Consider the following 25,301-nt stretch of genomic DNA (forward strand, 5'->3'; position numbering starts at 1 on the left):
TTCGGCTCGCGGAGCTGCCGACACCGTGGTGCGAATTGGCGCGCACCCGCCAAGGCACAGAGAATAGTTCCTATGTCCGCCCTGTCATCCGCGCTCGCCTACCGGCGACTGCTCGAATCGAATGCCACCCTGCGCATGCTCCGGGCCGACAACCTCGCTGTCATGGCCGGCACCCTCGACGCCCACCTGGGCAAGCCGGGCACCCGGATGAACACCGAGGACCTGCATGAGAGCATCGACGCCGACCTCGAGGAGCTGCGCGACCATTTCGACCTCTCTCTGCGCACGGCGAAGGCCTACTGCGATGACTGGCGGCGGGCCGAGATCCTCGTCCGCCGGCCGGCCACCGCCGCCCGGGGTGAGACCTACGAGCTCTCCGCTGCCGGCTTCGATGCGATCCGCATGCTCGAACAGCTGCGCACCCCACCGCAGACCGCCACCGAATCCCGGCTGGTCAGCCTCGCCCAATCCGTGCGCCAACTGGCCATTGACACCGACCCGGACAGCTCCCGCCGACTCGCCGCACTGATTGCCGAACGCGATCGCATCGATACCGAGATCGCCCGTGTCCGCCGCGGCGACCCCCGCTCCGTCGTCCTCGACCGCAGGCGTGCGAACGAACGCGTCTCCGACATCCTCCAACAGGCACAGGGACTGCCCGCCGACTTCGCTCGCGTGCGTGCCCGCTTCGAAGAGCTCAACCAGGAGCTGCGGATCTCGATCCTCGCCGCCGAGGACTCCCAATCCCAAGTCCTCGACGAAGTCTTCCGCGGCGTCGACCTCATCGAATCCTCCGACGAGGGCCGCACCTTCTCGGCGTTCTCCGCCCTCGTGCGCGACCCCGAACAGTCCGCGTCCTTCGACGACGACATCGCAGCCATCCTCGACCGCGATTTCTCTGCCGCCCTGTCTCTGTCCACCCGCCGCTCCCTGCGCACCCTGATGCGGCAGATGAAGGACGGTTCGCACGAAGTCTCGGACATCCTCACCGAATTCGCCCGGGGTCTGCGCCGCTACGTCCACTCCCACGAATTCCAACGCGACCGCGTCATGCGCACCCTGCTCCAAGAGGGCCTCGCCGCGGCGGCGCCGGTGGCCCAAGAGCTCAGACCCTACGACGAGATCGGCATCGACCTCGAACTCTCCAGCGTCTCCTTGGGCAGCGTCGGCGAAGTCATCCTGCACGACCCCGAGGAGTTCGACGCCGGAGCCGAACTCGACGAGGCCACCGAAACCGAAGTCGACTTCGCCGAACTCATCGCCGTCGCCCGCGAATCCGAGATCGACTTCGCCGAGCTCACCGAGAACATCAATTCCGTCGTCACCTCCGCCCATGAGGCCTCTGTCGCCGAGGTGCTCGAGACCTTCCCCGCGACCCAGGGCCTGGCCAGCGTCATCGGCCTGCTGTCCCTGGCCAGCACGTACGGCCACGTCGATCACGACAACCGCGAAATCCTCACCTGGTCCGGCGTCGACGGCATCGCCCGCACCGCCGCGATCCGCCGCCACTACTTCACCGAAGGCATCACCCTATGAGCCCTGCCGATCACGACACCGACACACCACCCGCCGAGGAGGGGGCCGCCTCGGCGAGGGAGCCCTTCGCTTCCCCGGAGACCGTCGACGACAATCCCAGCGCCCTGTGGTCCGGGGACACCGGAACGCTGAGGGAGCGGACCCGGCGGGTGCTGCTCGAACTGCTCAAGGGCCCCTACGTCTCGGGGACGCAGAGCCCGCAGCTGTGGGCGGCCCTCGTCGCCGACGAAGGACTCGTCCGCTCCCGTCTGCACGACCTGTTCCTCGACCTCGTCATCGACCGGGTCGACGAATTCGCGTTCACTCGCAAGATCGTCACCGATGAGATCGACGCGCCGGCCGCGGTGCGCAGCGAACGGCTCACCTTCCTCGACACGGCGATGCTCCTCGTGCTGCGGCAGCTGCTGCTCGCCGCACCGGGGGAGAAGCGCGTCATCGTCGACCGCGAAGAGGTCTACGAACGGCTCGCGATCTACCGCACCGGCGACGAATCGACCTTCCAACGCAATCTCAACGGTGCCTGGTCGCGGATGAGCAACCGGCTGCGCGTGCTCCACAAGGCCGGCGAGGACCGGTTCGAGATCTCTCCGATGGTGAAGTTCCTCATCGACGAGGATCGGGTGCGTGAACTCATCGCCGTCTATGAGCGCATCGCTGCGGGTGAGACCGATGCCGGTGAGGATTTCGGCGATGCTGATACGGGTGCCGGCGATGCTGGTGCTGAGGGCGATTCTGGCGGCGACGCTGAAACTGACACCGAGGAGGACGACGCGTGACCGAGGCACTCTTCCCACTCGACGCCGCGTTCGTCGCCGAGCAGGCACGGGCCCGCGGAGCGAACCGTCCCGATGTCGGCAGCCAGTGGCGACTCAGCGAGATCCAGATCGCGAACTGGGGCACCTTCGACGCCGACATCCACCGCATCCCCGTGTCTCACAAGGGCCACCTCATCACCGGACCCTCCGGTTCGGGCAAATCCTCCCTCCTCGACGGCATCGCCGCCGTGCTCACCCCGGACAAATGGCTGCGCTTCAACGTCGCCGCCCAGACCGCCGGCAGCCGCGTCGACCAGCGCAGCCTCGTCAGCTACGTCCGCGGGGCGTGGACACGGACCGCCGACACCGAAGAGGACCGCGTCGTCAGCAAGTATCTGCGGCCCCGGGCGACCTGGAGCGGAATCATCCTCCGCTACGACAACGGCACCGACCGGCCGCTGTCCTTGGCCCGGCTCTTCTTCATCAAGGGCTCCGGTACGAAGACGACGGACCTCTCCGACGCCTGCGTCCTCGAGCGCGGAGAACTCGATCTCTCCGAACTCCAGCACTATGCCCGCTCGGGACTCGAGACCCGCAAACTCAAGGCCGACCGCCCCGATGCCGTGGTCACCTCGAACGGACACCACGGGAAGTTCTATGCGCGCATGCGCAAGACCTTCGGCATGGCCGACGAATCCGCCCTCCAACTGCTGCACAAGACGCAGTCGGCCAAGAGCCTCGACAGCCTCGACCGGCTCTTCCGCGACCATATGCTCGAAACCCCGGTGACCTTCGACCTCGCCGAGACCGCCGTCGCCCAGTTCGGCGACCTCAAAGACGCCCACGACCATGTCGTCGAACTGCGTCGTCAACGCGACCACCTGCTCCAGCTGCGCGAAGCCGCCGCCCGCTTCGAATCGGCCAACGACGTCGCCGCGGAATCGATCGCGCTCAGCGACGCCCTGCTGCCGTACCAGAAACGACGCGAACTCGATATCCTCCGGACCGACCTCTCGGCACTGACCCGCCGAATCGTCGAACTCGAGGTCACTGCCGACCGGGCGCAGCGCGACTATGATGCCGCCGTCGACGAGTACGACCTGGCCCGGCGGGCCACGCTCGAACTCGGCGGGTCTGAGGCCGAACACCTCCAGCAGCGCATCGACACCGCCGAGACCGAACGCCGCGCCATCGCCGAACGCTGGGCCGGTCTGGCCCGTCAGCTCGAACAGGCCGGCATCGACGCGGCACCGACCACGGCCGCGGAGTTCGCCGAACTCCAAGCCCAGATCGCGTCCAGCCTCGACGACGACACCCAGGTGTCCGGTCCCAGCCACGCCGACCACGACCGGTTCTCCCAGGCCCGCGCCCGGGTGCGGGAGCTCGAAGGCGAGATCGAATCCCTGCGCCGCTCCGGATCGACCGTGCCGAACAACCTCATGGCGATCCGGACCGAACTCGCCGCCGGCACCGGCCTGAGCGAGAAGGCCCTGCCCTTCGCCGCCGAACTCATCGAGGTCGACCCCGCAGAAGCCCGCTGGACCGGGGCGATCGAACGCGTGCTGCGCCCGATGGCGCTCACCGTCCTCGTCCGGTCCGAGAACCTCTCGGCCGTGCGCACCTGGGTCGACGCCCACCGTATTCGCGGTCGCCTCGTGTTCGAGGAGATCCCGCATTCGGTGCCGAGTCCACGCCCCGTCGGCAGTGAGAAATCCCTGGTCAACAAGGTGCACGTGTCCGACACCGGATTCGGTGACTGGGTGCGGTCCACCCTGTCCGAACGCTTCGACTTCGCGTGCGTCGACCACCCCGACGAACTCGACGACCACCCGCGCGCCGTCACCGTCAAAGGTCAGGTCAAGACCTCACGCACCCGGTATGAGAAGGACGACCGGCGGCGCATCGACGACCGCAGCCAGTGGGTCCTCGGCGACCGGGAAGCCAAACTCGAAGCGCTCATCGCCTCACTCAAAGAAGCGCAGTCCGAACTGGCCGCCGCCGAACAGATCGTCGCCGCCGCCGATGCCGAAACCGCACAGGCGCACCGTCGCCGCGGCATCCTCGCTGGCATCCGCGAACAGTCCTGGCGTGACGTCGACCGGGACGGGGCCGCCGAGAAGGTGGCGACCCTGGAGCGGCAATTGGCCGAACTCGAAGACGCCGACGGTGACCTGCAGCAGGCGATCGGCGCCGAACGCCAAGCGAAAACCGTCAAGGACACCGCTGAGAACGCGAAATCCGAAGCCGACTACGCGCTCCGCCGGGCCAACGAGGAATCGGCGGATCTGCGCTCGAACATCACCCGGATCGAGGACGACGTCAACGCCGGTCGCATTGCCGAAGTCGAGGGCCGCCTCGGCGAACAGTTGGATGATCGGTTCCGGAAGGTCCAACGCAGCATCAAGCGCGAGAACCTCGCCGAGGTGGGCCAGCAGGTCTCCCAGATTCTGCAGGAGGAGAAGGACCGCGCACAGGTCGTGGCCAGGGACGCCAGCAACGCCGTGACCCGGTTGGCGGCAGAGTTCAAAGCCGCGTGGCCGTCGGTATCGTCACAGCTGACAGCCGAGGTCGACGATCGGCGGGCGTATCTGGGGATGCTCGACGAGATCCTCGCACACGGTCTGCCCGATCATGAGAACCGGTTCCGGGAGCTGCTCCAACAGCGCTCCCGCGACCTCATCGGCGAGCTGCTCAACGAGATCCATGCCGCCCCGCGGGAGATCGATGATCGGGTCGCCCCGATCAACTCCTCCCTGCTGCGCTCGCAGTTCGACGAGGACCGGTACCTGCGGCTGAAGGTCAAGACCCGCCGGTCCGAGACCGTCAACGCCTTCATCGCCGATCTGCGCTTCGTGGCCGCGGGCAGCTGGGGCGAAGACGATATGGAGACCGCGGAGAAGAAGTACGACACCCTCGCCGAGGTGATGCGCCGATTCGCCTCCAGCGAGCACGTCGACAAGGTGTGGAGGACCCACTGCCTGGACACTCGTCTGCACGTCAGCTTCCTCGCCGAGGAGATCGATGATCACGGGCGGGCGCATGCGACCTACGATTCGGGTGCCGCAATGTCCGGTGGTCAGCAGCAGAAGCTTGTGATCTTCTGCCTGGCCGCGGCGCTGCGCTACCAATTGGCAGACCCGGACGAGGCGATCTCGAAGTACGGCACGATCATCCTCGACGAAGCCTTCGACAAGGCCGACACACGCTACACCCGGATGGCGCTCGACATCTTCATCGAATTCGGATTCCACATGGTGCTCGCGACCCCGCAGAAGCTGCTGCAGACGATCGAACCCTATGTGGGTGCGGCGACGTCGATCGAGAACCCGAGTCGGCAGAAGACCCTCACCTCGACGATGGTGTGGGACGCAACCGAGCGTGCGGACTCCGACGGCGCGGGCGATGTGAGCGAACTGGAAGGTGCCGGCGAACCGGTCGGCGCGGACGATGTCTCGAACTCTGAGGAACCGGACGCACAATGACCATGCTCTCCGTCGCCGGGGCCCGGACGAAGGCGCGCGCTCGTCTGAACTCGTCCATGGCCGCCTGGGCCGCGGAGGGCAGCGGCGTAGTGCGCCTCGAGATCGCGCTCAAGCCGCCGACGGAGAAGCAGGTGCTCACCGATCAGGCTGCCGCCGCCGAGTGGGCCGGCAGCTGGAGGGCAGCCGAGGAGACAGCCATCGGATGGGCCTCGCCGACGGCGCCGGGATCGGTCGCCGGGACTCGCTCGGGACTCGAGATCGACTGGGAAGACCGCAACTGGGCCCGGGTCGGTCGCCAACGCATTCCCATCCGTGTGCGCCTGACCACCGCGGACGCGGTCGCTGATTTCGTCGGCGGCGAGTCCGCCCGCGACTGGCGGAGACTGCGCGACCGGGCAGCGACGATCCGCGACCGATTCGCAGCTGAGCCGGGCAGCGTCGAACAGATCGACGCTGATGACCCGGACGGTCCCGGCGCCGGCGGCACCGGTGACGACGACGCACTCGCCGCCGCGATTCGGTCCCAGGCGAAGCGGATCCTCGGGTTGACCGACGCCGCGTTCACCACCGTCCTCGACGTCGTCGACTGGCTGCGCGGCCACCGGCTCGGAACACTGCGACCGAGGCAGCTGCCCATCCGCGGAGTCGACTCCAAGTGGTTCGAGACCCACCGCAGCCTTGTCACCGCACTCCTCGGCGGAATCGGGCACGCCGACGCCGTGACCGTCCTCGACGCCGAACCGCGACTGCGTCTGCGCATCCTCGACCCGGCCCTGAGGGTCACGGCGGAGCCCGCCGCTCCGGCCACCGGCCAGGCGGCCGATATCAGCCTGGCCGGCCTCGATGACATCACCGCACCGATCTCGCAGCTCGGCCGCCTGCCCATCGCCCCGCAGTTGGTCTTCGTCTTCGAGAACCTCGAATCCGTGCTCGCCATGCCCGCCTGGCCGGCCGCCGTGGCCGTCCATGGTTCCGGCTATGCCGTCGACGGGGTGGCTCGGTTCGACTGGATTGCCGACGCCCGAGTGATCTATTGGGGTGACCTCGACTCTCACGGGTTCGCGATCCTCAATAGGCTGCGCAGCCACCTGCCGGCCGTCGAATCCGTGCTCATGGACGAAGCGAACCTGCTCGCCCACCGGGACCTGTGGGTGCCCGAACCGAAACCGAGCACCGGCACGTTCGCCCACCTCACCGGCACGGAACTGCGTGCCCTCGACCGGATCCGCGCCGAAGGCAACGTCCGGCTCGAACAGGAACGCATCCCCTGGGACACGGCACTGAACCGACTGCGGACCGCGGTCGGAAACCCGACGCCGAGCCGCCTCGGCGAAGGGGAGGGCGATCTCGGTGCGGGGACGAACCGTGGCACGGAAACGGAGCGTCTCCTCGGCGAAGGCGACGATGACGACGGATAAACCGCGCGGAGGACTGACCGCCCTGTGCATCGCGGAGTTGGTCTGCTGGGGCCTGCTCTACTACTCGCTGCCCGTCGCGGTCACCCCGATCTCAGCGGATATGGGCTGGAGCCATACGACGGTGACGGCAGCATTGACGATCGGACTCATCGTCTCGGCGCTCATGGGACCCCGCGTCGGGCGGATGCTCGACGAGCACGGGCCGCGACTGATCATGGGCGCGGGCACGCTCATCGGCGTCATCGCGCTCGGACTCGTGGCGGTCGCCCCGAACCTCGTCGTCTTCTTCTTCGCTTGGATCCTCGCGGGCTTCGCTCAGGCTGCGACCCTCTACCCGCCGGCCTTCGCCGTCGTCACCCGCTGGTACGGGAACGAACGGACGAAGCCGCTGACGACGATCACGCTCGTCGGTGGGCTCGCCTCGACGGTGTTCGCGCCGATCATCGCCTGGCTCATCGACGTCTGCGGATGGCGGGGCACCTATGGCATCCTCGCCGGTCTGCTCGCGGTCCTGGCACTGCCGATGCATCTGCTCTTCCTCAACCGGAGATGGACCGACGAAGCGGCCGCGGACCGGGTGCGACCGAGCCGGGCCGAACTGCGGACGATCACCCGACACCCGCGCTTCATCATCCTGCAGATCGCGGTGGCCATCGCGACCTTCACCCTCTTCGCGGTGACGATCAACATCATTCCCGTCCTCATCGAACGCGGAGCCGGGTACAGTCTCGCCGCGATGGCCCTCGGGCTCGTCGGCTTCGGTCAGGTGGCGGGACGCTTCGGCTATCCGAGCCTGGAGCGGCACACGAGTCCGCGTGCCCGCACCGTCCTGCTCTTCGCCGCCGGCGCCCTCGGGCTGTGGCTGCTGGCGCTGGTGCCGAGCCCGATCTGGATGCTCATCGGCATCGCCATGGTCACCGGGGGAGTGCGCGGCTGCATGACCCTCTTCCAGGCCACAGCCGTGTCCGACCGTTGGGGGACGAAGAACTTCGGAGCCATCAACGGCGTCTTCGTCGCCCCCATCACCGCCGGAACGGCTCTGGCCCCCGTGGCCGGGCCCGCCCTGGCCGATGTCATCGGCGGTTACGGCTGGATGTCGATGACCATGGCCGGACTGCTGACCCTGGCGACCGTGCTCTCGGCCCGGACCTGAGAGGGCCCTCCCAGCCGAACCTCGCATCGGCAAGCCGGCAGTATGGGCGCTCGAAGAGCAGATCGCGAAGGTCGGAGTTGCTCGAGCTTCAACTGCGGATTTCAATACAGCACGCGTTTCGAGTTCTGCTGCCTTCGGTTCAGGCAGATCGTTATACGGTTCGGTCGGCATCCACATGTGCAAAGTCGATTGCTGCATTCGCGGAACGTGTAAAAGAAATGGCGAATTCTTTACACGTGCTGTCGATATGGCAATCTGCCTGTCACGTCCGGACCGTCCCAGCTGCTCCGCGCTGTCACTGCTCTCACATATCCAGCCGGTGGACTCGGGGATAGACTGACGGTGCGGTCCACGCATACGCCGGGGAACGCAGACGAGCTACCTCGGCGTTCGTGTTTCAACGGAAGGAAGTCAATGCCCACCGTCGCCAGAAACATCGTCGATACCCTCGTGGCCAGCGGAGTCCAGCGCGTCTACGGCATCCCCGGAGACTCGCTCAACGGCTTCACCGATGCTCTGCGGGTCAACCCTCAGCTCGACTGGGTCCATGTCCGGCACGAGGAGGCCGCCTCCTTCGCCGCCAGCGGTGAGGCCGCACTGACCGGCCAGCTGGCCGTGTGCGCCGGCAGCTGCGGACCCGGCAACCTCCACCTCATCAACGGTCTCTACGATGCCCAGCGGTCGCGAGTTCCCGTGTTGGCGATCGCCGCACAGATCCCCAGCGACGAGATCGGCTCGAACTACTTCCAGGAGACCCACCCGACCGAGCTGTTCCGCGAATGCAGCGTCTACGTCGAAAACGTGGCCACTGCCGAGCAGATGCCCCGGCTGCTGCGCATCGCCATGCGCGAGGCCGTCGAGAAGCGCGGCGTCGCGGTCCTCGTCATCCCCGGTGACATCGGCCTGACCGAGATCAGCGCCGCCGCCGAGGTGGTCCGGTCCTATCCCTCGCACGTGATCCCCGCCGAATCCCAGGTCGAGGCCGCCGCGAAGGCGCTCAACAAGGGCAAGAAGGTCACGATCCTCGCCGGCGCCGGCACCGAGGGCGCCCATGATGAGCTCATCGCCATCGCCGACAAGCTGCAGGCACCGATCGTCCACGCCCTGCGCGGCAAGGAATTCGTCGAGTACGACAACCCCTTCGACGTGGGCATGACAGGTCTGCTCGGCTTCTCCTCCGGCTATCACGCGCTCAAGGGCTGCGACACCCTGCTCATGCTCGGAACCGACCTGCCCTATCAGCAGTTCTATCCCGAAGACGCGACCGTCATCCAGGTCGACGTGCGCGGCTCCCAGATCGGGCGGCGCACCCCGGTCGACATCGGCCTGGTGGGGACGGTGGCCGATACCGTCGACTCACTGCTGCCTCTCATCAAGGGCCACCGCAGCAGTTCTCATCTCAAGACGATGACCAAGCACTATGCGAAGACCCGCAAGGAGCTCGACGAACTCGCCACACCGTCGAAGCGCACCATCCACCCGCAGTACCTCACCCGGCTCATCGACGAGATGGCCGATGACGATGCGGTCTTCGTCCCGGATGTGGGATCACCGGTGACCTGGGCGGCGAGGTATCTGACGATGAACGGCAAGCGCCGCCTCATCGGGTCTTTCAGCCACGGCTCCATGGCCAACGCCCTCTCCCAGAGTGTCGGGGTGCAGTCAGCGTTCGAGGACCGGCAGACCATTGCGCTCGCCGGTGACGGCGGACTGTCGATGCTGCTGGGCGAACTCATCACGCTCACCCAGAACAAACTGCCGGTGAAGACGGTCGTGTACAACAACTCCTCGCTCAACTTCGTCGAGCTCGAGATGAAGGCCGCCGGTTTCGTCACCTTCGGCACCGAGCTCAACAACCCCGATTTCTCCACCATCGCCGAGGCGGTCGGGATCAAGGGGTTCCGCGTCGAGAAGTCCAAGGACCTGCCGAAGGTGGTGCGTGAGTTCCTCGCCTACGACGGGCCCGCAGTCCTCGACGTCGTCACCGAGCGGCAGGAGCTGTCGATGCCGCCGACGATCACCGCCGACCAGGCCAAGGGCTTCGCCCTCTACGCCATCCGCACGGTGATGTCGGGCAAGGGCGATGAACTCATCGACCTCGCACGGACGAATATCCGCCAGCTCTTCTGACGCTGCGCCTGACGCCACGCCTGAGGCTGCGCCTGACGCTGCGCCTGAGGCCTCTGCCGAGAAACAGGTTGAGTGCCGAGAAACGGGGGTGCACTCCCGCGTCTCGGCACTCAACCTGTTTCTCGATGAAACCGGGAGAGGTGCTGGTCAGCTGAGACTGTAGGGGGCTAAGGCCTGAGCGGTGACGAGGGCTGCGGTCATCGCCTCATGCCCCTTGTCTTCCTGCGATCCCTCGAGCCCGGCACGGTCGAGCCCCTGCTGTTCGGTGTCACAGGTGAGCACGCCGAAGCCCACGGGCTTGCCGGAGTCGATGGCCACACGGTTGAGGCCGTCGGTGGCGGCCTGGCAGACGTAGTCGAAGTGCGGAGTGCCACCGCGGATGACCACGCCGAGGGCGACGACCGCGTCGAAGTGCGGCATCAGTCGTGCCGCGGCGACCGGCAGTTCGAAGCTGCCGGGAACGCGGATGAGCGTGGCTTCGGCACCGGCCTCGGCGGCGGCGCGTTGGGCTCCGTCGACGAGTCCGTCCATGATCTGGGTGTGCCAGGAGGCAGCGACGATGGCGACGCGCAGATCGGCGGCGTCGACGGTGAGTGCGGGGGCTCCGGAATGGGCCATGGGTATGTCCTTTGCTCAAGGGCTCGGGTGAGCCTGTCGTGCGGGTTCGGAAGAGCCTGGTTCGTTCCTGACGAGAGTGCGGTGACCCCGTCGTGGTCTTCGTATGATCGGTGCCGCCAGGGCCGGCGGCTGAGCGTCAGCTGGCGACGGCCCCGGTGGATTCGGCGCTGTCGCGGGCAGTCCCCGTGACCTCGGGCAGCGTGAGCGCATGGTGCATGCGTTCGCGCTTCGTGGCCAGGTAGTGGGTGTTCTCCGGGCGGGCGGCGACCTCGAGCGAGACCACCGCCTCGACCGTGATGCCCAGCTTCTCCAGTGCTGCCGTCTTCGCCGGGTTGTTCGTCAGCAGTCGGATGCGTGTGAGACCGAGCGAACGCAGAATCGCTGCGGCGGCACGGTAGTCGCGGGCATCATCGGTGAACCCGAGGTCACGATTCGCATCCACCGTGTCTCGGCCCTGATCCTGCAGCGCATAGGCACGCAGCTTGTTGCTCAGTCCGATCCCGCGGCCCTCATGCCCGGTCAGGTAGATCACCGCCCCTCCACGGTCGGCGACGAGATCGAGCGCCCGGTCGAGCTGCTCCCCGCAGTCACACCGATGCGAACCGAAGACATCCCCGGTCAGGCACTCCGAATGCACACGCACCAAGGGCGCCGGACCGTCAGATGCAGAGTCCAACGATCCCGCGAACACGCCGAGGTGGTCGTGCCCGTCGATCGTGAACGCGCGGGCCCGCAGGCTCCCGTGCTTCGACGGCAGCGGAACCTCCGCGGTCGAAAGCAGGGGCTCGTCTCCCGCCTGTGCGTCGGCGCCGGACATCGCGGAAGTTGCAGAGGTCTCGGTGCCGGTCAGTGCGGAAGACCCCGTCGACGGGGCCTCGTCGACGCCGCCTGCATCCCGGGCATCGAGGTAGGCGATGAGCTGCTCGATGGAGACCATGACGAGGTCGTTCGCATCGGCGAAGTCACGGACCGCGTCGAAGCGCATCATCGAACCGTCGTCGTGGACCACCTCGGCGATCATCGCCACCGGCTGCGCACCGGCCAGGCGCGCGAACTCGACACCCGCTTCGGTGTGGCCCGGGCGTTCGCGGACCCCGCCGTCCTTCGCGACGAGCGGGAAGATGTGACCGGGCCGCGAGATCGCTGCCGGATCGGGGGCCGCTGCGGCGAGCACCCGGCCGGTCTCGGCACGTTCGGCGGCGCTGATTCCCGTGGTCACTCCCACTGCGTCGCAGCTGATCGTGTAGGCGGTGCCCTTCGGGTCCTCGTTGTCGGTGACCATCGGCGGCAGTCGCAGGGCACCGGCGCGGTCGGCGGTCATAGGGGCGCAGATGACGCCCGAGGTGTGGCGGACGAAGAAGCCGATCGTCGCGGCGTCGGCGTATTCGGCGGCCATGATGAGGTCGCCTTCGTTCTCCCTGTCCTCATCGTCGACGACGAGGATGGGACGGCCGGCGGCGACGGCGGAGATGGCCGCGTCGATCGGGTCGAGGCGGCTGGCGTGAGCGACTGAATCAGTCATGATCGACTCCTTGCTGAGTGCTGTTGTGCGTCGTAGACGATGAGAAGGACAGGAGGCGGGCGGTGTACTTCGCGAGCACATCGACTTCGATGTTCACGGCCGCGCCGACCTCGAGCTCGCCGAAGGTCGTGTGGGTCAGGGTGGCCGGGATGAGGCCGACCTCGACCCACGCGTTGGGGGCCGAGGGTTCGGACACGGCGGTCAGGGTCAGGGACACTCCGTTGAGGGCGATGGATCCCTTGACCGCTGTCAGCGGAGCGAGGTCGTTCGGGACCGCGATGCGCAGGGTCGACCAGTCGGGCCGGTCGATGCGGTCGATGAGTTCGCCGCGTCCGTCGACGTGGCCTTGGACGACGTGACCGTCGAAGCGCCCCGAGGCGGGTGTGCAGCGTTCCAGGTTGACCCGGTCGCCGGTGCCCAGCGTGCCGAGCCCGGTCAGACGCAGCGTCTCGCCCATCACCTCGGCGGTGAAGCGTCCCGGCTTCTGCGCAGCGGACCGTCTCGTCGAGGTCAGGCAGATGCCGTTGACGGCCAGCGATCCGCCGAGGTCGAGATCGGCGACGAGATCGCCGGCATCGATGGTGATCGCGGCCGAATCGTTCGTGTGCTCGATGGTCTCGACGGTGCCGAGTCCTTCGATGATTCCGGTGAACATGTGCCTCCGTGATGCTGAAGTCGTGGTGCTGAACAGTGAGTGTCGAGTGGGGCAGCGGTGGGCCCGCTGCGTGTCGTCAGGGGCCCGGTGGGCCTGAGACGGTCGATCCTGAACCCGTCGACCCTGCCCCTGTCGACCCTGAAACCGGCGGGGCGGATCCCGGTGGTGTCGTCTCTGTGGCGAAGTGGAGCAGGAAGTCGGGGCCGAGCGTTGAGAGGGCGGGCACCTCGGTGTCGTCGGGGACCAGTCGAAGCGCCTCGCTGAGGGTGCCGATATTGAGCCCTTCGATGCTGCGCCGGCCTGGGCCGATCAGCAGCGGCGCCTGATAGCAGAAGACCTCATCGACGACACCGGCGGCGAAGAAGGCGGCGAGGATCCGCGGCCCGCCCTCGACGAGGAGGTGGCGGACCTTCTCCTCGTGCAGTCGGTCCAGGGCTTCGCCGATGTCATGGGTGCGCAGCCGGAGGGTGTCGGGGTTGAGCGCGAGGAAGGATTCGGCGGGCAGCTCGGTGTCACCGAGCACGACGGGCCGCGGCTGATTCGGCAGGGCGGTCCCGTCCGCTTCGCGGGCGTTGAGTCGCGGATCATCGGCCAGCGCCGTGCCGGTGCCGACGAGGATGGCATCGACGCGAGAGCGGATCTCATGGGCGTGCGCCCGGGACTGCGCCGAGGTGATCCATTGGCTGGTCCCGTCGGCGGCGGCAACGGCCCCGTCGAGGCTCTGCGCGATCTTCACCGTGACGAAGGGCCGGCCCTCGGACATCGCCGAGACCCACCGGGCGTTGAGAGCGCGGGAGTCCGCGCGGTGCAGTCCCGAACGCACTGTGAGCCCCGCCTCGGCGAGGATCTCACCGCCACCGGCGGCCAGCGGATTCGGGTCGGGTGCGGCGAAGATGACGGACGGGATTCCGGCGGAGCGGATCGCCTCGGTGCATGGCCCCGTCCGACCGTAGTGGGAGCAGGGTTCGAGCGTGACGAACAGCGTCGCAGCGGACAGGTCGATGTCGAGATCGTGAGCGGTGGTGATGGCATCGACTTCGGCGTGTGGAGTGCCGGCGCCACGGTGATGGCCGGTGACGATCTGGCCGTCGTTGGTCAGGATTGCGGCGCCCACGAGCGGATTCGCCCCGCGGAATCCTTCGCGGGCCGCGTTGAGGGCCGCGGTCATCGCCGCGGATTCGAGTTCGGTGAACTCCGCTGCCTCCGTGAGCTGCGCGCCCATGAAAAAACCTCCCGAGCCTTCGCCGGGAGGGAGGATATTGCGGATGCAACCATCAGAGCGGCCGGACGCTGACGGCGGTGCATGCGAATGCACGGCTCCACAGCGGCCGAGGCCACCATGCTCCTCCCATCCAGACTCTGACTGTCGGTTTCGGAATTTCACCGAATCAACCGCCTGCACGAATGCCAGCGGGTCGCGGACTATGACCGCCGGTACGGAATTTCACCGTCCCCGGAACATGTGAGGCCAGATTAGCACGACCATCGCCGAGGCGGATGTGGCGTCCGCCACAAGCTGACCTCCGCGCGTGGCGGAGCCGGATTTGCTGTGATGCATAACCGGGGTATATAAAGAGGTTATGGATGATGTGGATTCAGCAGAGCTCGTATCGCGTCTCGTCGTCGTCTCGTCGCGTCTGACCAGGGCGTTTCGGCGAGTGATCGGCAACGAGAACTCCTTGGCCGCCCTGCGAGCGCTCGCAGTCGTCGAGCAGTATCAGCCCGTTCGCGTCGGGCATTTCGCCCAAGGGTACCTGAGTTCACAGCCCGCGGCGACGAAGCTCCTCGCCAAACTTGAGGAGGCCGGACTCGTCGTCCGGGAGGCGAGCCCCACCGACGGGCGCGCCTCGCAGTTCTCGCTGACCGATGCCGGCCGGGAGAGGCTGGCCGAGAACCGCTCGATCATGATCGATCAGATGCAGCCGTACTTCGAATCGCTCAGCGTCGAGGAGCGGCAGAGCGTCGATCGGGCGCTCGGGCTGGTCTCGGACTTCCTCAAAGATCGGCATCCGGTCGACAGTGTCGACGAATCCGCGGAAGCACCGGAGTCGGACGCGAACGTGGACTAGGCGACGAATCCACTACGGGTCTCACCCGTGATCTCACAACAGAAGGCACCACACGAAAGGGGACGCGGCCAGCAGATGAGAGCGTCAGCAGACAACGAAGCCACAGGAGACGAAACACCCGGCGACACCGGGGCGGGAGCGTCCATCCTCCATCAGCCACGTGCCGTCTGGGCAGTTGCGTTCGCCGCCGTCATCGCCTTCATGGGCATCGGTCTGGTCGACCCGATCCTGCCGGCCATCTCGGCTGAACTCGATGCCTCTCCCGCCCAGTCGATGCTGCTGTTCACCAGCTACCTGTTCATCACCGGCGGCATGATGTTCTTCACGAGCTTCCTGTCCTCGCGCATCGGCGCGAAGACCACGCTGCTCGTCGGGCTCGTCCTTATCGTCGTATTCGCCGCGCTCGCGGGATTCTCCGGTTCCGTCGACCAGATCATCGGCTTCCGCGCCGGTTGGGGTCTGGGCAATGCGCTCTTCATCTCCACCGCCCTGTCGACGATCGTCGGTGCCGCATCCGGCGGCGCGGATAGGGCGATCATCCTCTACGAGGCGGCTCTGGGCGTGGGTATCGCCACCGGCCCGCTCCTCGGCGGGCTGCTCGGCGGAATCTCGTGGCGCGGTCCGTTCTTCGGCACCGCAGTCCTCATGGCCATCGGCTTCATCGCCATCGTCGTGCTGCTGCCGGGAGGCACGAACTCGGGCGGACCGTCTGCCGAGCCGATCAGGCTCAGTGCCACATTCCGGGCGCTCGCTCGTCCGGGAGTGGCTGTGCTCGGTGTCTCCGCGCTGCTGTACAACTTCGGCTTCTTCATCCTCCTGGCCTACAGCCCCTTCCCTGTCGAAGCGGCCGCAGCAAAGATGGGCATGGAGGACTTCGGAGCCATGGGACTCGGCTACGTCTTCTTCGGCTGGGGCATCTGCGTGGCGGTCACCTCGGTGTTTGCGGCTCCGCAGCTGACCAAGCGGATGGGGCGCCGCCGCAGCCTCATCGTCACCCTCGTCGCGCTCGCTGTGCTGCTGGGTGTCATGTCGTTCCTCGTCGACTCGTTCGTCGGCATCATCATCTGCATCATCGTCGCGGGCATGTTCCTCGGCGTGCTCAACACGGTCTTCACGGAATCGGCGATGGAGGTCAGCGACCTGCCCCGCCCGGTGGCTTCGGGCACCTACTCGGGTGTGCGCTTCGTCGGCGGTGCCGTGGCGCCGATCGTCGCCGGAGCCGTGTCCGAGTCGATCGGGGCCGGTTCTCCGTACCTCTTCGGAGCCGGAGCCGTGCTGCTGTCGGTCGTCGTCATCTCGGTGGGCTGGAAGACGCTGCGTCGCGTCGACGGCCATATCGACGAAGCTCCGGTCGACGAAGCATACGCTCTGACCGGGGGCGATGCCTGAGGCATCGAGACATTCCCAGCGGCGCCCGAAGGACAGATCCTCGGGCGCCGCTGCTGTCTTCGAAGGTTCGCGTTCGGGATGCCGCTGCTGTCGTCGAGGCAGGGCCGTTGGGCGAACGAAGAGGCGTGTTGCAGATCTGAAACCGTGGGAAATAGGGGCAGAGGCGGACTTTGGTGCACAATTGGAGCTGCTGATCCTGAACAATCCTCTAAATACGAAGGTCATGATGTCCTACGACGCGAATGCAGCATACAACTCAGGTTCCGGGGTCCCCGGTCAGGGAATGCCGGGCGCCGGAATGCCCGGTGAGCAGGGCTTCGGCGGAGCGCCGCGCGGTGCCGCCCACCCCGATGACCTCTCCCTCCCGCTCTACGGCGCCTCCTTCGGCCAGGCCGTCAAGCGCTTCTTCAAGAACTACGTGAAGTTCAACGGCCGGGCCTCGCGCAGCGAGTTCTGGTTCGCGTCTCTGTTCACCGGTCTCGGTGCTCTGATTCCGTATATCTTGCTGATCATCGGGGTGGTCATGATGTCGGTTTCGGCATCGGCGGATCCGTATGGGTTCTCCGGGCCGTCCGGGGCCAGCCTGGCTCTGATGGGGATCGGTGGAACGCTCATGGGGCTTTTCGTCCTGGCTACTCTGGTACCGCAGATCGCCATCTCCTGGCGCCGGCTTCATGATGCGAACTACTCAGGTCTGCTGTACCTTCTGTCCTTGACGGGCATCGGCAGCATCGTCCTCATCGTGCTCTACATCATGCCTTCGAAGCCCGAGGGACAGCGCTACGACGCCTGAGTCGCACTCCGGCAATCACGTCTCGCTGAGGACATGTCGTTCAGCTGCGGGACCATCACGCCCCGCCGGCGCCATCTCGCACCGTTGCACCGGTATGAGATGACGTCGGCGGGGCGTTGTGCCGCCTGCGAGAGGCGGTGACGCTCGCGGGCGCCTACCGGGGGCGGACGGTCCGGACGAACGACACGACCATCGCGACGAAGACGATCGCCCACACGACGAAGCCGATCCAGAACCAGTGCTGACCGATCCACTCGATCGCGGGCAACCGATCCGAGCGGCCCAGGAACATGCTCGCCACCGCGTACATGCCCAGGGGGAAGACCATGCTCCACAGACCCGCCGAGTAGCTCATCGGCACCCGGTGGATGAGGTGCCGCCACGCTCCGGCCAGAACGAGAGCCGGGATGAGCCAGGTGGCGAAGGCCCACAGCAGCGTCGACGATCCGCCGACGACCATGCGTGTGGCATCAAGGATCGGCGAGGCCTCGAGTTCGAGGATCCGCGATCCCGCAACGATCGTGATCGCCAAGGCCCCCATCGTCACCCAGTACGGGGCGTCGAGGTCTTCAGGCCCGAATCGATGCCGCAGAACCCTGACGAAGATCGACACCGAGCAGACGACATAGAGCGCCAATCCCACGGCCCACATCACCACAGCGACCAGGGTGAGGAAGACGACGAAGCCCGCAGAGGAGAACTCGGTGTTCGCGGTTTCGATCGCCAGGCTCGAGGCGACGACGGCCACGGACTGAGACGCCACCACCCAGACCAGCCAGGTGCCGTTGACTTCCTTGGACACCGGGTGGATGTTCGAGCCGAGGATCGCAGTGAACGGAATTCCGTACCCGAGGATCAGCCACAAGAGGGCGCCGATGCCGAAGAGCACCAGCGCCGGTTGCACCACCCCGAGCCCGATCAGCGCTGTGGCCAGGACATTCGTGCCCGCCACAGCAGTGAAGAACCCGAAGGCGCGACTGGGATTGTGAAGGTCGGCACGCAGGTCATCCCGGTAGCGGACCACCCGAATGAGGGATAGGGCGATGAAGAACAGGTAGAGGACGACAGCCAGCCAGAACAGGACGACGCTGAGCAGGTGCAGCCCCTTGAGCTGAGCGCCGACCGCGACGATGCCGGTGGCCATCACCGAGGCGAAGCATCCGGGTGCGAGCGTCGACGGGCTCAGGCCCCAGGCCCTGTGCAGCTGCGTGAGACCGCGATCCGCCGTGCTCATCCGCTCCTCGTCCTCATGTGCGTATTCGTTCCCATCTGCGTATTCGTTCCTTTCAACCTTAGTACTCCGCATCGTGCCGCAGCTGCACAGGAGACGTTGCGGACTCCGAATCGCGCCCGCAGGCGGAGGCGATGGTGTGCGATTGCCGACAATCGCCTTTTTCTGAGCCCGTATTCGTGAGACGATCCGCTAGAGTTACCTATGAGTAACCTGAAGTCTGTCGGCCCCTCCTTATGCCGCCGTTCCCCTCCGGTGGCGTAGTCTGCAGTCACATAAGCGGCGCGTCGGCGCCCGGAGGCACTGAGGGTCGGCGCGAGGACAGACAAGCCCGCACAGACACGTGGGAACGGACGATTGGGAGCCATGGCCATGGAGAGCACCACAGAGACTCTCGCCGAGGACACGGACAGCGACGAGCAGTCGATTGCAGTGCGCAATTGGTCCCTGTCAGGCAAGCAGGGCGAGGTCTTCGACGACATCGACCTCGAGATTCCGGAGGGCGGACTCGCGATCGTCCGCGGTCCCGCCGGCAGCGGAAAAACCTCTTTCCTCCTGTCCCTCGCTGGACGGATGCGGGTCTCGGCGGGGGAGGGCCGCCTCGGCGAACTCGACATCCGCAAACGGGCCCGCGCCGTTCGCGGCCTGGTCGCGGTCGGACATGTCGAGGGTCTGACCGACCTCGAGAACGATTTCACTGTGGCCCAGCACGTCGCCGAACGCCAGATCATGCTGCAGCCTTGGTATAAGCCTTGGGTGTCGAAGTCATCGCTGCGCGAGATCATCGGCCTGTTCCGCGAGACTCTGCAGTCGGCGACGGACTTCATCGACGAACAGCCCGAAGGGACGTTCTCGACCACAGATGCGCAGCGGGCAGACTTCCTCATCGACGACGACGGAGAGGTCTTCGTCTCGGAACTGAGCGAGCTGCAGAAGTTCTTCCTCGAATTCGGCTTGGCCTGCCTGAGCCGACCGCCCGTCGTCGTCATCGATAACATCGACTACCTGCGCGAATCAGCCGACCGGGCGCGAGCCTGGGCGGGGATCCTCGTCTACCAGCAGCTGCGGAAGACTCGAGAGCCGGACAAGCCGCTCACGGTCATCGTCTCCTGCGAGGACGCCGGCGAATTCGACATCGCACAGCGATCACTCGGACCCCACGCGGAGCCGAGGGCGGTCGTCGAACTCGAGCTGCCCGTCAGCCAGAGACCCCACAGTCGATCGCGGCACTGACGATGTCCGCACCGTCGCCTGCACTCGCCGAGGCGGCTCCCGGCTGCGTTCCGACCGCGGCCCCATCCGCACTGACAGTCCTCCACCACGATTTCGATCCCGAGGAGATTCCCGTATGTTCTCCCTTCCCTGGCTAGAGCTCTCACGGTTCAAACGACACACGATCACGCGCCTGGCGATGATCGTCATCGCCATCATCCCCGCCATCTACGGCGGCCTCTACCTGGCCTCGAACTGGAACCCGACCGACCATCTCGACAAGCTGCAGGCGGCAGTGGTCAACGAGGACGTCGGGGCGGAGAAGCCGGATTCCGACGGCGAGACCCTGCACGCCGGCGATGAACTCGTCGATGAGATCACCCCGAAGGGCGAGGGCGGATTCGACTGGACCGAGACGAGCCAGGAGGAAGCCGACAAGGGCCTGTCCGAAGGCAAGTACTTCGCGATCCTCGAGATCCCGAAGGACTTCTCACAGGCCCTGGTGTCCACCGGCGGCGACGATCCGGAACGGGCCGGTCTGCAGCTGCGCACCGACGACGCCCACAACTTCATCGTCGGCCAAGTGGCCGGCACTGTGCTCAATGAGATCAATTCGGGTTTGAACAAGACGACCACGTCCGAATACGTCAACGAGGTCTACCTTGGCTTCAATGACATCCACGCGGAGACGAAGAAGGCCGCAGACGGGGCGGCGGAGCTCCACGACGGTTCGGTCGAACTCCACGACGGAACCGGTCAGCTCGTCGACGGGACGACCGAGCTCGACAAGGGCGTCGGCACGCTGAGAACGGGACTCGGCGATCTTGACGACGGCGCCGGGGAGCTCAAGAAGGGCAGCGGCGACCTCGCCGACGGCGCCGATACCTTAGCGAAGTCGACGACCGAGGCGAAGAACGGTTCGAGCGAACTCGCCGACGGAGCCGGCCAGGTCGCCGACGGCACCTCCGAGCTCCGTGACGTCGCCGATGAGACCACGGACAAGGCGGAGGACCTCAAGCGCAAGGCCGATGACCTCGTCGACGGGGCCCGGCCGAAGCTCGAACGTGCCGAAGGCGACTTCGATGATGCTCGCACCACCGTGCGCGGGGACATGGACGACCGGATCAAGCAGCTGCAGAAGGACTATCCGGACGATGAGAATGTGCAGAGACTCGCGGACGACATGAACGGCCTCGGCGAGGATCTCGACAGTGCGCACACGCGTGCCTCCGATGCGAAGGACGAAGCCAAGCGCCTCGAGGGCCCGGTGACCGACGCCGTCGATTCCGTCATGGAGAAGATCAGGGCCGCGGACAAGAAGATCGGTCAGCTCGACGATGGGGCGCAGAAGGTCTCCACTGGAGCCGACGACCTCCATTCCGGCCTGATCAAGCTCGATGCCGGGGCGGGCAAGCTCGCCACGGGAGCCGATGATCTCCATTCCGGTGCCGTCGAACTCAAGGACGGCACCGCGAAGGCCAAGGACGGAGCCGATGACCTCAAGGACGGCTCCTCGCAGCTCGTCGACGGGTCGACCGAACTCGACAAGGGTGCGGGCAAGCTCGTCGACGGTTCCGAGGAACTCGCTGACGGTTTGGAGAAGGGGCTTGAGCAGATCCCGACGTACGACAAGAACGATCGCGACCACCGGTCGGACGTCGTGGCCGTGCCGGTCGATGCGGAGAAGGCCGAGGACAACGCCGTCGACGCCTACGGTGAGGGCTTGGCAGCCTTCTTCGTGTCTCTGGCGCTGTGGATCGGCGGCATGATCACCTACATGGTCCTCAACGCGATTCCCTATCGTGCCCTGGCCTCATCGGCGAAGTCTTCGCGCATCGCTTGGGCCGGATACGTGCCGGGTCTGCTCTTCGGAGTAGCGCAGGTCGCAGTGCTCTACCTCGTGCTCACCTTCGCCCTCGACTTCTCGGCAGGAGCATGGCTGTGGACCCTGCTGTTCTCGGTGCTCATCGCCGCGAACTTCCACGCGATCCACCAGCTGTGTGTGGCCGCACTGGGAGGAGTCGGGCGGCTCATCGCGCTCGTGCTGCTGATGATCCAGATCGCCTCGGCGGGCGGGACCTATCCCGTGGAGACGGCGCCGGGCATCTTCCAGATCATCTCGCCGTTCCTGCCGATGACGCACGCGGTCAACGGACTGCGCACACTCATCGCCGGCGGCGACATGTTCATCGCCGGGCAGTCGGCGGTGGTTCTGCTGCTGATGACGCTCATCGCCCTGGCCGCGACCGTCGTCGTGTGCAGCCGCAAACGCATGGTCACGCTCACGCAGCTGCACCCGAGTCTGAGCTTGTAGTGCTGGGCCGGGCGCGGCGGAAGGGGTCGCCTCGGTCAGTCGTCGAGGTAGCGAAGGTACCGCTGCGGGTCGTCGAGGAAGCGGCGCCAGTGGTCGACCATGTCGAGGTCTTCCCACGTGGACTCGCGCAGCCCCCATTCCCCGGCCTCGACGAGCTTCGCCCCCTCGGCTCGGGCGAGGATCGGAGAATGCGTGGCCATGACCGTCTGCAGGCCGTTGCGCTGGCGTTCGCGGATGAGCTGGAGAAGAGTGAGCGAAGCGGTGAAGGACAGCGCGCTCTCCGGCTCATCGAGGATCCACAGCCCCAGCCCCATGAATCTGCCCGTGAGCAGGTCGACGAACATCTCGCCATGTGACCGCTGGGCGTACTGGCGGCCGCGGATGGAACCGACGTCCAGCAGGTAGGCCATGTTCTCGTGCATCGTCTCGGCGCGGAGGAAGAAGCCGCCGCGGTCAGCTGACGCTCCGCGAATGATCTGCAGGTGGTCGCTCAGCTCGGGAGGCGCCTCGGCGTGATCGCGCCTCTCCCAGTCGGAGCCACCGCCGTGCGGCAGGTCGAGGGCCGTAGCGATGGCTTCGATGATCGTGGACTTGCCCGAACCGTTCTCGCCGACGAAGACGGTCGTGCGTTCGAACTCGAATCCCTCCAGAACGTTGCGGACGGCCGGCAGCTCGCGCAGCCAGGGACTCAGCTCCGGAGGCGACAGAGCGTGCTTGTTCACTGATCGCAGCGGCAGATCGATGCGGGGATCCATGTCGGTGAGGCTACCGGCCGGCCCTGACATGGCCGGCCGTGCCTACCCGAGTGCCAGCCGCAGCGCGAGGATGATGAGCACGATCGCGATGACGATGTCGAGGACCTGCCACACTCGCGGCCGGGCCAGGTACCGGGAGAGTCCGCGGGCGCCGTAGCCGATGGCGAGGAACCAGCTCATCGAACCGAGCATGGCCCCGAGCGTGAACGGCCAGACGTTGCCCTCGCCCTGCTGATTGGCGAGATTGCCGAGCATGACGACGGTATCGATGTACACACCGGGATTGAGGAAGGTCAGCGCCAGCGTGGTGAGGATGACCGACTTGAGGCTGCGCTGCTGGGTGTCCGCTTCGAGCCCGGTGGCAGCGCGTGCCGAGCGCAGGCTGGTCCACGCGAACCAGAGCAGATAGGCCACGCCCAGCCAGCGCAGGATCTCCAGAGCCCATGGCGCCAAGAGCACGATCGCGCCGATGCCCACCGTGCCCGCTCCGATGAGCAGGACGTCGGCGACGATGCAGATAGTGACGACGACGCCGAGGTGCTCACGCCGGATGCCCTGCCGCAGCAGGAGAGCGTTCTGAGGTCCGACGGCGATGATGAGCGACCAGCCGGTGAGGAGTCCGGTGACGAGATGAGTGAGCACGGACTCAAGATTAGAGTCCGCAGCCGGGTAAGAAAAACACAAGAATCTTCATCTGATGCACAATTGCTTCATGAACATCGAGCACGTCAAGGCGCTCGCCGCGGCCGTCGACGAGGGCACGGTCGAAGGCGCGGCATTCGTCCTGGGGATCACGCCTTCGGCTGCGAGTCAGCGCATCCGCACCCTCGAGTCCCGCCTCGGACAGGTGCTCATCCGCCGCAGCAATCCGATCACCGTCACCGAGGCGGGGCAGGCGGTCCTCAGGTACGCCCGGGAGGTCGAGCTGCTCGAGGCCGAGACGATGGACCGTCTCATCGACATCGATGCACCCGGCCGGACCGACGCCGACCGGGCCGGGTCCGGCACCGCGGCCCGGATCCCCACAGTGCTGCGGATCGGGGTCAACGCCGATTCCATGGCGACGTGGTTTCGTCCGATCTTCGCCGAGGCGGCCGGCTGGGATGACATCGTCATCCGCATCGAGCTCGCCGACCAGGACAAGGCGCTCGGCCTCCTGACCTCGGGCGAAGTGTTGGGAACGATCACCTCGGCGCAGGTCGGCGGATACGGGACCGAGGTCGAATGGCTCGGGTCGATGCGCTATGTCGCCGTCGCCACCAGGCATCTGCTGGCCAGGCACAGCACCGGCGCCGAGGTGGACCTGGAGAGGATGCCCATGGTGAACTTCGGCAAGGACGACGATCTGCAGCTGTCATTCCTCCGCCGCGAGGGAGTCGAGGTGACCCCGCCGATGTCGGTGGTGCCGAGCTCCGCCGATTTCGCGACCGCAGTGGCAGCCGGTGTCGGCTGGGGGATGCTGCCCGTGCTCCAGCTCGACGAACTCGACGACGATCTCGTTCAGATCCCCGAGGCCCGGCCCATCGACGTGCCCCTGTACTGGCACCATTGGAAGCTGGCTTCGGAGAAGCTCGCACGGCTGACCGCGGCTCTCCGCCGTGCCGCAGCGACGATGCGGTGATCAGCCGTCGAGCAGCTTCGCGATCAGCCATCTGAGCTGATCGAGGGCGGCATCGACGGTGATGCGCTCGGGGGCGATGATCGCATGCAGACTCAGTCCGTCGAGCATCGTGAACAGGGCGGTCGCCGAGGGTGGCACCTCGGCGGGATCGATATGGCCCTCCTCGGCGAGGAGGCCCAGCCACCTGTGGAGACAGTCATAGGTGACCTGATGGCCGTGTTCGATCAGCCGGCGGGCCCGCGTACGCTGCTCGGGCCCGAGGGCGCTGATGTGCATGGTCAGCCAGACATCGAGTTGGAGATCGCGATGCTCATGCGAGGGTAGGAACTGGGAGCAGCACTCGAAGAGACGCTGCCGTGGATCGCGGGCCGCGTCGTCGATCGAGAAGTCCTTGATCGCGACTTCCATGTAGCTCTGCGCGATCGCCTCGTGCAGAGCGGCCTGAGTGGGAAAGTAGTGCCGCAGAGTCGATGCTCCGATCCCGGCCTCCTTGGCCACGGCTCTCACACTGAGATTCGCCTGACCGGGGCTCGACCGTTCGGCCAGCCTGATCGCGGCCTCGATGATCTCTGCGCGACGAGCCATGTTCCTCTTCCCTTGTGATCCCACCATATGCCAGGCGACCGCCGAATCGCGGCGCGGCCATGC

At 66.4% G+C, this 25,301-nt stretch carries 20 protein-coding genes and 1 riboswitch; of the genes, 12 read left to right on the forward strand and 8 right to left on the reverse strand.

The window, feature by feature from the left end:
* The first annotated feature begins 72 nt into the window (after positions 1-72).
* From ACQE2J_RS02455 to poxB, 6 genes are all read left to right on the forward strand, one after another.
* Positions 73-1,536, forward strand: coding sequence for a DUF3375 domain-containing protein (locus ACQE2J_RS02455; RefSeq protein ID WP_425118960.1), 1,464 nt, complete (start codon positions 73-75; stop codon positions 1,534-1,536).
* A complete protein-coding gene (locus tag ACQE2J_RS02460; protein WP_425118959.1) occupies positions 1,533-2,312 on the forward strand; it encodes a DUF4194 domain-containing protein in 780 nt (259 codons plus the stop codon). Before ACQE2J_RS02455 ends, ACQE2J_RS02460 begins: the two co-directional genes overlap by 4 nt.
* Positions 2,309-5,773 carry an ATP-binding protein gene (locus tag ACQE2J_RS02465; RefSeq protein ID WP_426936999.1) on the forward strand — a complete coding sequence of 1,155 codons (3,465 nt, stop codon included), beginning with the start codon at positions 2,309-2,311 and terminating at the stop codon, positions 5,771-5,773. The genes ACQE2J_RS02460 and ACQE2J_RS02465 overlap by 4 nt, the downstream gene beginning before the upstream one ends.
* Positions 5,770-7,191, forward strand: a complete 1,422-nt coding sequence (locus ACQE2J_RS02470; protein ID WP_426937000.1) for a Wadjet anti-phage system protein JetD domain-containing protein — start codon at positions 5,770-5,772, stop codon at positions 7,189-7,191. Before ACQE2J_RS02465 ends, ACQE2J_RS02470 begins: the two co-directional genes overlap by 4 nt.
* Positions 7,139-8,344, forward strand: coding sequence for an MFS transporter (locus tag ACQE2J_RS02475; RefSeq protein ID WP_426937001.1), 1,206 nt, complete (start codon positions 7,139-7,141; stop codon positions 8,342-8,344). Before ACQE2J_RS02470 ends, ACQE2J_RS02475 begins: the two co-directional genes overlap by 53 nt.
* A gap of 414 nt (positions 8,345-8,758) precedes the next feature.
* Positions 8,759-10,474, forward strand: coding sequence for a ubiquinone-dependent pyruvate dehydrogenase (gene poxB, locus ACQE2J_RS02480; protein WP_135539780.1), 1,716 nt, complete (start codon positions 8,759-8,761; stop codon positions 10,472-10,474).
* Between the two features lie 147 nt (positions 10,475-10,621).
* Here poxB and ribH read toward each other — a convergent pair whose 3' ends face one another.
* The 4 genes from ribH to ribD all read right to left on the reverse strand — a co-directional run bounded on the left by ribH (position 10,622) and on the right by ribD (position 14,491).
* Complete coding sequence (gene ribH, locus ACQE2J_RS02485) at positions 10,622-11,092, reverse strand: 6,7-dimethyl-8-ribityllumazine synthase (protein WP_426937002.1); 471 nt, start codon at positions 11,090-11,092, stop codon at positions 10,622-10,624.
* A 136-nt stretch (positions 11,093-11,228) separates the two neighbouring features.
* A complete protein-coding gene (gene ribA / locus ACQE2J_RS02490; RefSeq protein WP_426937003.1) occupies positions 11,229-12,614 on the reverse strand; it encodes a GTP cyclohydrolase II in 1,386 nt (461 codons plus the stop codon).
* Entirely contained in the window at positions 12,607-13,269 is a 663-nt protein-coding gene (locus tag ACQE2J_RS02495; RefSeq protein ID WP_426937004.1) for a riboflavin synthase, read from the reverse strand. The genes ribA and ACQE2J_RS02495 overlap by 8 nt, the downstream gene beginning before the upstream one ends.
* Before the next feature lie 76 nt (positions 13,270-13,345).
* Positions 13,346-14,491, reverse strand: coding sequence for a bifunctional diaminohydroxyphosphoribosylaminopyrimidine deaminase/5-amino-6-(5-phosphoribosylamino)uracil reductase RibD (gene ribD / locus ACQE2J_RS02500; protein ID WP_426937005.1), 1,146 nt, complete (start codon positions 14,489-14,491; stop codon positions 13,346-13,348).
* 114 nt (positions 14,492-14,605) lie between these two features.
* A riboswitch (FMN riboswitch) is annotated at positions 14,606-14,734 on the reverse strand.
* Positions 14,735-14,849: 115 nt separating this feature from the next.
* On the opposite strand from ribD, the gene ACQE2J_RS02505 reads away from it, so the two are divergent.
* From ACQE2J_RS02505 to ACQE2J_RS02515, 3 genes are all read left to right on the forward strand, one after another.
* A complete protein-coding gene (locus ACQE2J_RS02505; RefSeq protein WP_135539788.1) occupies positions 14,850-15,338 on the forward strand; it encodes a MarR family winged helix-turn-helix transcriptional regulator in 489 nt (162 codons plus the stop codon).
* 75 nt (positions 15,339-15,413) lie between these two features.
* Positions 15,414-16,727 carry an MFS transporter gene (locus tag ACQE2J_RS02510; protein ID WP_135539789.1) on the forward strand — a complete coding sequence of 438 codons (1,314 nt, stop codon included), beginning with the start codon at positions 15,414-15,416 and terminating at the stop codon, positions 16,725-16,727.
* A gap of 181 nt (positions 16,728-16,908) precedes the next feature.
* Entirely contained in the window at positions 16,909-17,520 is a 612-nt protein-coding gene (locus ACQE2J_RS02515) for a DUF805 domain-containing protein (protein WP_167854411.1), read from the forward strand.
* Positions 17,521-17,674: 154 nt separating this feature from the next.
* On the opposite strand, the gene ACQE2J_RS02520 is transcribed toward ACQE2J_RS02515, so the two are convergent.
* Positions 17,675-18,754, reverse strand: coding sequence for a tellurite resistance/C4-dicarboxylate transporter family protein (locus tag ACQE2J_RS02520; protein ID WP_135539793.1), 1,080 nt, complete (start codon positions 18,752-18,754; stop codon positions 17,675-17,677).
* A gap of 369 nt (positions 18,755-19,123) precedes the next feature.
* On the opposite strand from ACQE2J_RS02520, the gene ACQE2J_RS02525 reads away from it, so the two are divergent.
* Together ACQE2J_RS02525 and ACQE2J_RS02530 are read left to right on the forward strand one after the other, a co-directional pair.
* On the forward strand, positions 19,124-19,984 hold the full coding sequence (locus ACQE2J_RS02525; RefSeq protein WP_135539795.1) for an ATP-binding cassette domain-containing protein: 861 nt from the start codon (positions 19,124-19,126) through the stop codon (positions 19,982-19,984).
* A 115-nt stretch (positions 19,985-20,099) separates the two neighbouring features.
* Entirely contained in the window at positions 20,100-22,277 is a 2,178-nt protein-coding gene (locus ACQE2J_RS02530) for a YhgE/Pip family protein (protein WP_426937006.1), read from the forward strand.
* A 35-nt stretch (positions 22,278-22,312) separates the two neighbouring features.
* On the opposite strand, the gene ACQE2J_RS02535 is transcribed toward ACQE2J_RS02530, so the two are convergent.
* Both ACQE2J_RS02535 and ACQE2J_RS02540 read right to left on the reverse strand, forming a co-directional pair.
* A complete protein-coding gene (locus tag ACQE2J_RS02535) occupies positions 22,313-23,032 on the reverse strand; it encodes an AAA family ATPase (RefSeq protein WP_135539798.1) in 720 nt (239 codons plus the stop codon).
* A 42-nt stretch (positions 23,033-23,074) separates the two neighbouring features.
* Complete coding sequence (locus tag ACQE2J_RS02540) at positions 23,075-23,674, reverse strand: LysE/ArgO family amino acid transporter (protein ID WP_135539800.1); 600 nt, start codon at positions 23,672-23,674, stop codon at positions 23,075-23,077.
* A gap of 70 nt (positions 23,675-23,744) precedes the next feature.
* Here ACQE2J_RS02540 and ACQE2J_RS02545 point away from each other — a divergent pair, with 70 nt between their 5' ends.
* Entirely contained in the window at positions 23,745-24,653 is a 909-nt protein-coding gene (locus tag ACQE2J_RS02545; RefSeq protein ID WP_167854412.1) for an ArgP/LysG family DNA-binding transcriptional regulator, read from the forward strand.
* Here ACQE2J_RS02545 and ACQE2J_RS02550 read toward each other — a convergent pair whose 3' ends face one another.
* A complete protein-coding gene (locus tag ACQE2J_RS02550) occupies positions 24,654-25,238 on the reverse strand; it encodes a TetR/AcrR family transcriptional regulator (RefSeq protein ID WP_135539804.1) in 585 nt (194 codons plus the stop codon).
* Positions 25,239-25,301: the final 63 nt, after the last annotated feature.

It is taken from the genome of Brevibacterium sp. LE-L (assembly GCF_050214925.1).
Taxonomy (GTDB): Bacteria; Actinomycetota; Actinomycetes; order Actinomycetales; family Brevibacteriaceae; genus Brevibacterium.

What these genes read in the sequence shown, in the direction of transcription:
- ACQE2J_RS02455 (WP_425118960.1), top strand. Translation starts at nt 73, where the DNA reads ATGTCCGCCCTGTCATCCGCGCTCGCCTACCGGCGACTGCTCGAATCG.
- ACQE2J_RS02460 (WP_425118959.1), top strand. Translation starts at nt 1,533, where the DNA reads ATGAGCCCTGCCGATCACGACACCGACACACCACCCGCCGAGGAGGGG.
- ACQE2J_RS02470 (WP_426937000.1), top strand. Translation starts at nt 5,770, where the DNA reads ATGACCATGCTCTCCGTCGCCGGGGCCCGGACGAAGGCGCGCGCTCGT.
- poxB (WP_135539780.1), top strand. Translation starts at nt 8,759, where the DNA reads ATGCCCACCGTCGCCAGAAACATCGTCGATACCCTCGTGGCCAGCGGA.
- ribH (WP_426937002.1), bottom strand. Translation starts at nt 11,092, where the DNA reads ATGGCCCATTCCGGAGCCCCCGCACTCACCGTCGACGCCGCCGATCTG.
- ribA (WP_426937003.1), bottom strand. Translation starts at nt 12,614, where the DNA reads ATGACTGATTCAGTCGCTCACGCCAGCCGCCTCGACCCGATCGACGCG.
- ACQE2J_RS02495 (WP_426937004.1), bottom strand. Translation starts at nt 13,269, where the DNA reads ATGTTCACCGGAATCATCGAAGGACTCGGCACCGTCGAGACCATCGAG.
- ribD (WP_426937005.1), bottom strand. Translation starts at nt 14,491, where the DNA reads ATGGGCGCGCAGCTCACGGAGGCAGCGGAGTTCACCGAACTCGAATCC.
- ACQE2J_RS02505 (WP_135539788.1), top strand. Translation starts at nt 14,850, where the DNA reads ATGGATGATGTGGATTCAGCAGAGCTCGTATCGCGTCTCGTCGTCGTC.
- ACQE2J_RS02510 (WP_135539789.1), top strand. Translation starts at nt 15,414, where the DNA reads ATGAGAGCGTCAGCAGACAACGAAGCCACAGGAGACGAAACACCCGGC.
- ACQE2J_RS02520 (WP_135539793.1), bottom strand. Translation starts at nt 18,754, where the DNA reads ATGAGCACGGCGGATCGCGGTCTCACGCAGCTGCACAGGGCCTGGGGC.
- ACQE2J_RS02525 (WP_135539795.1), top strand. Translation starts at nt 19,124, where the DNA reads ATGGAGAGCACCACAGAGACTCTCGCCGAGGACACGGACAGCGACGAG.
- ACQE2J_RS02530 (WP_426937006.1), top strand. Translation starts at nt 20,100, where the DNA reads ATGTTCTCCCTTCCCTGGCTAGAGCTCTCACGGTTCAAACGACACACG.
- ACQE2J_RS02535 (WP_135539798.1), bottom strand. Translation starts at nt 23,032, where the DNA reads ATGGATCCCCGCATCGATCTGCCGCTGCGATCAGTGAACAAGCACGCT.
- ACQE2J_RS02545 (WP_167854412.1), top strand. Translation starts at nt 23,745, where the DNA reads ATGAACATCGAGCACGTCAAGGCGCTCGCCGCGGCCGTCGACGAGGGC.
- ACQE2J_RS02550 (WP_135539804.1), bottom strand. Translation starts at nt 25,238, where the DNA reads ATGGCTCGTCGCGCAGAGATCATCGAGGCCGCGATCAGGCTGGCCGAA.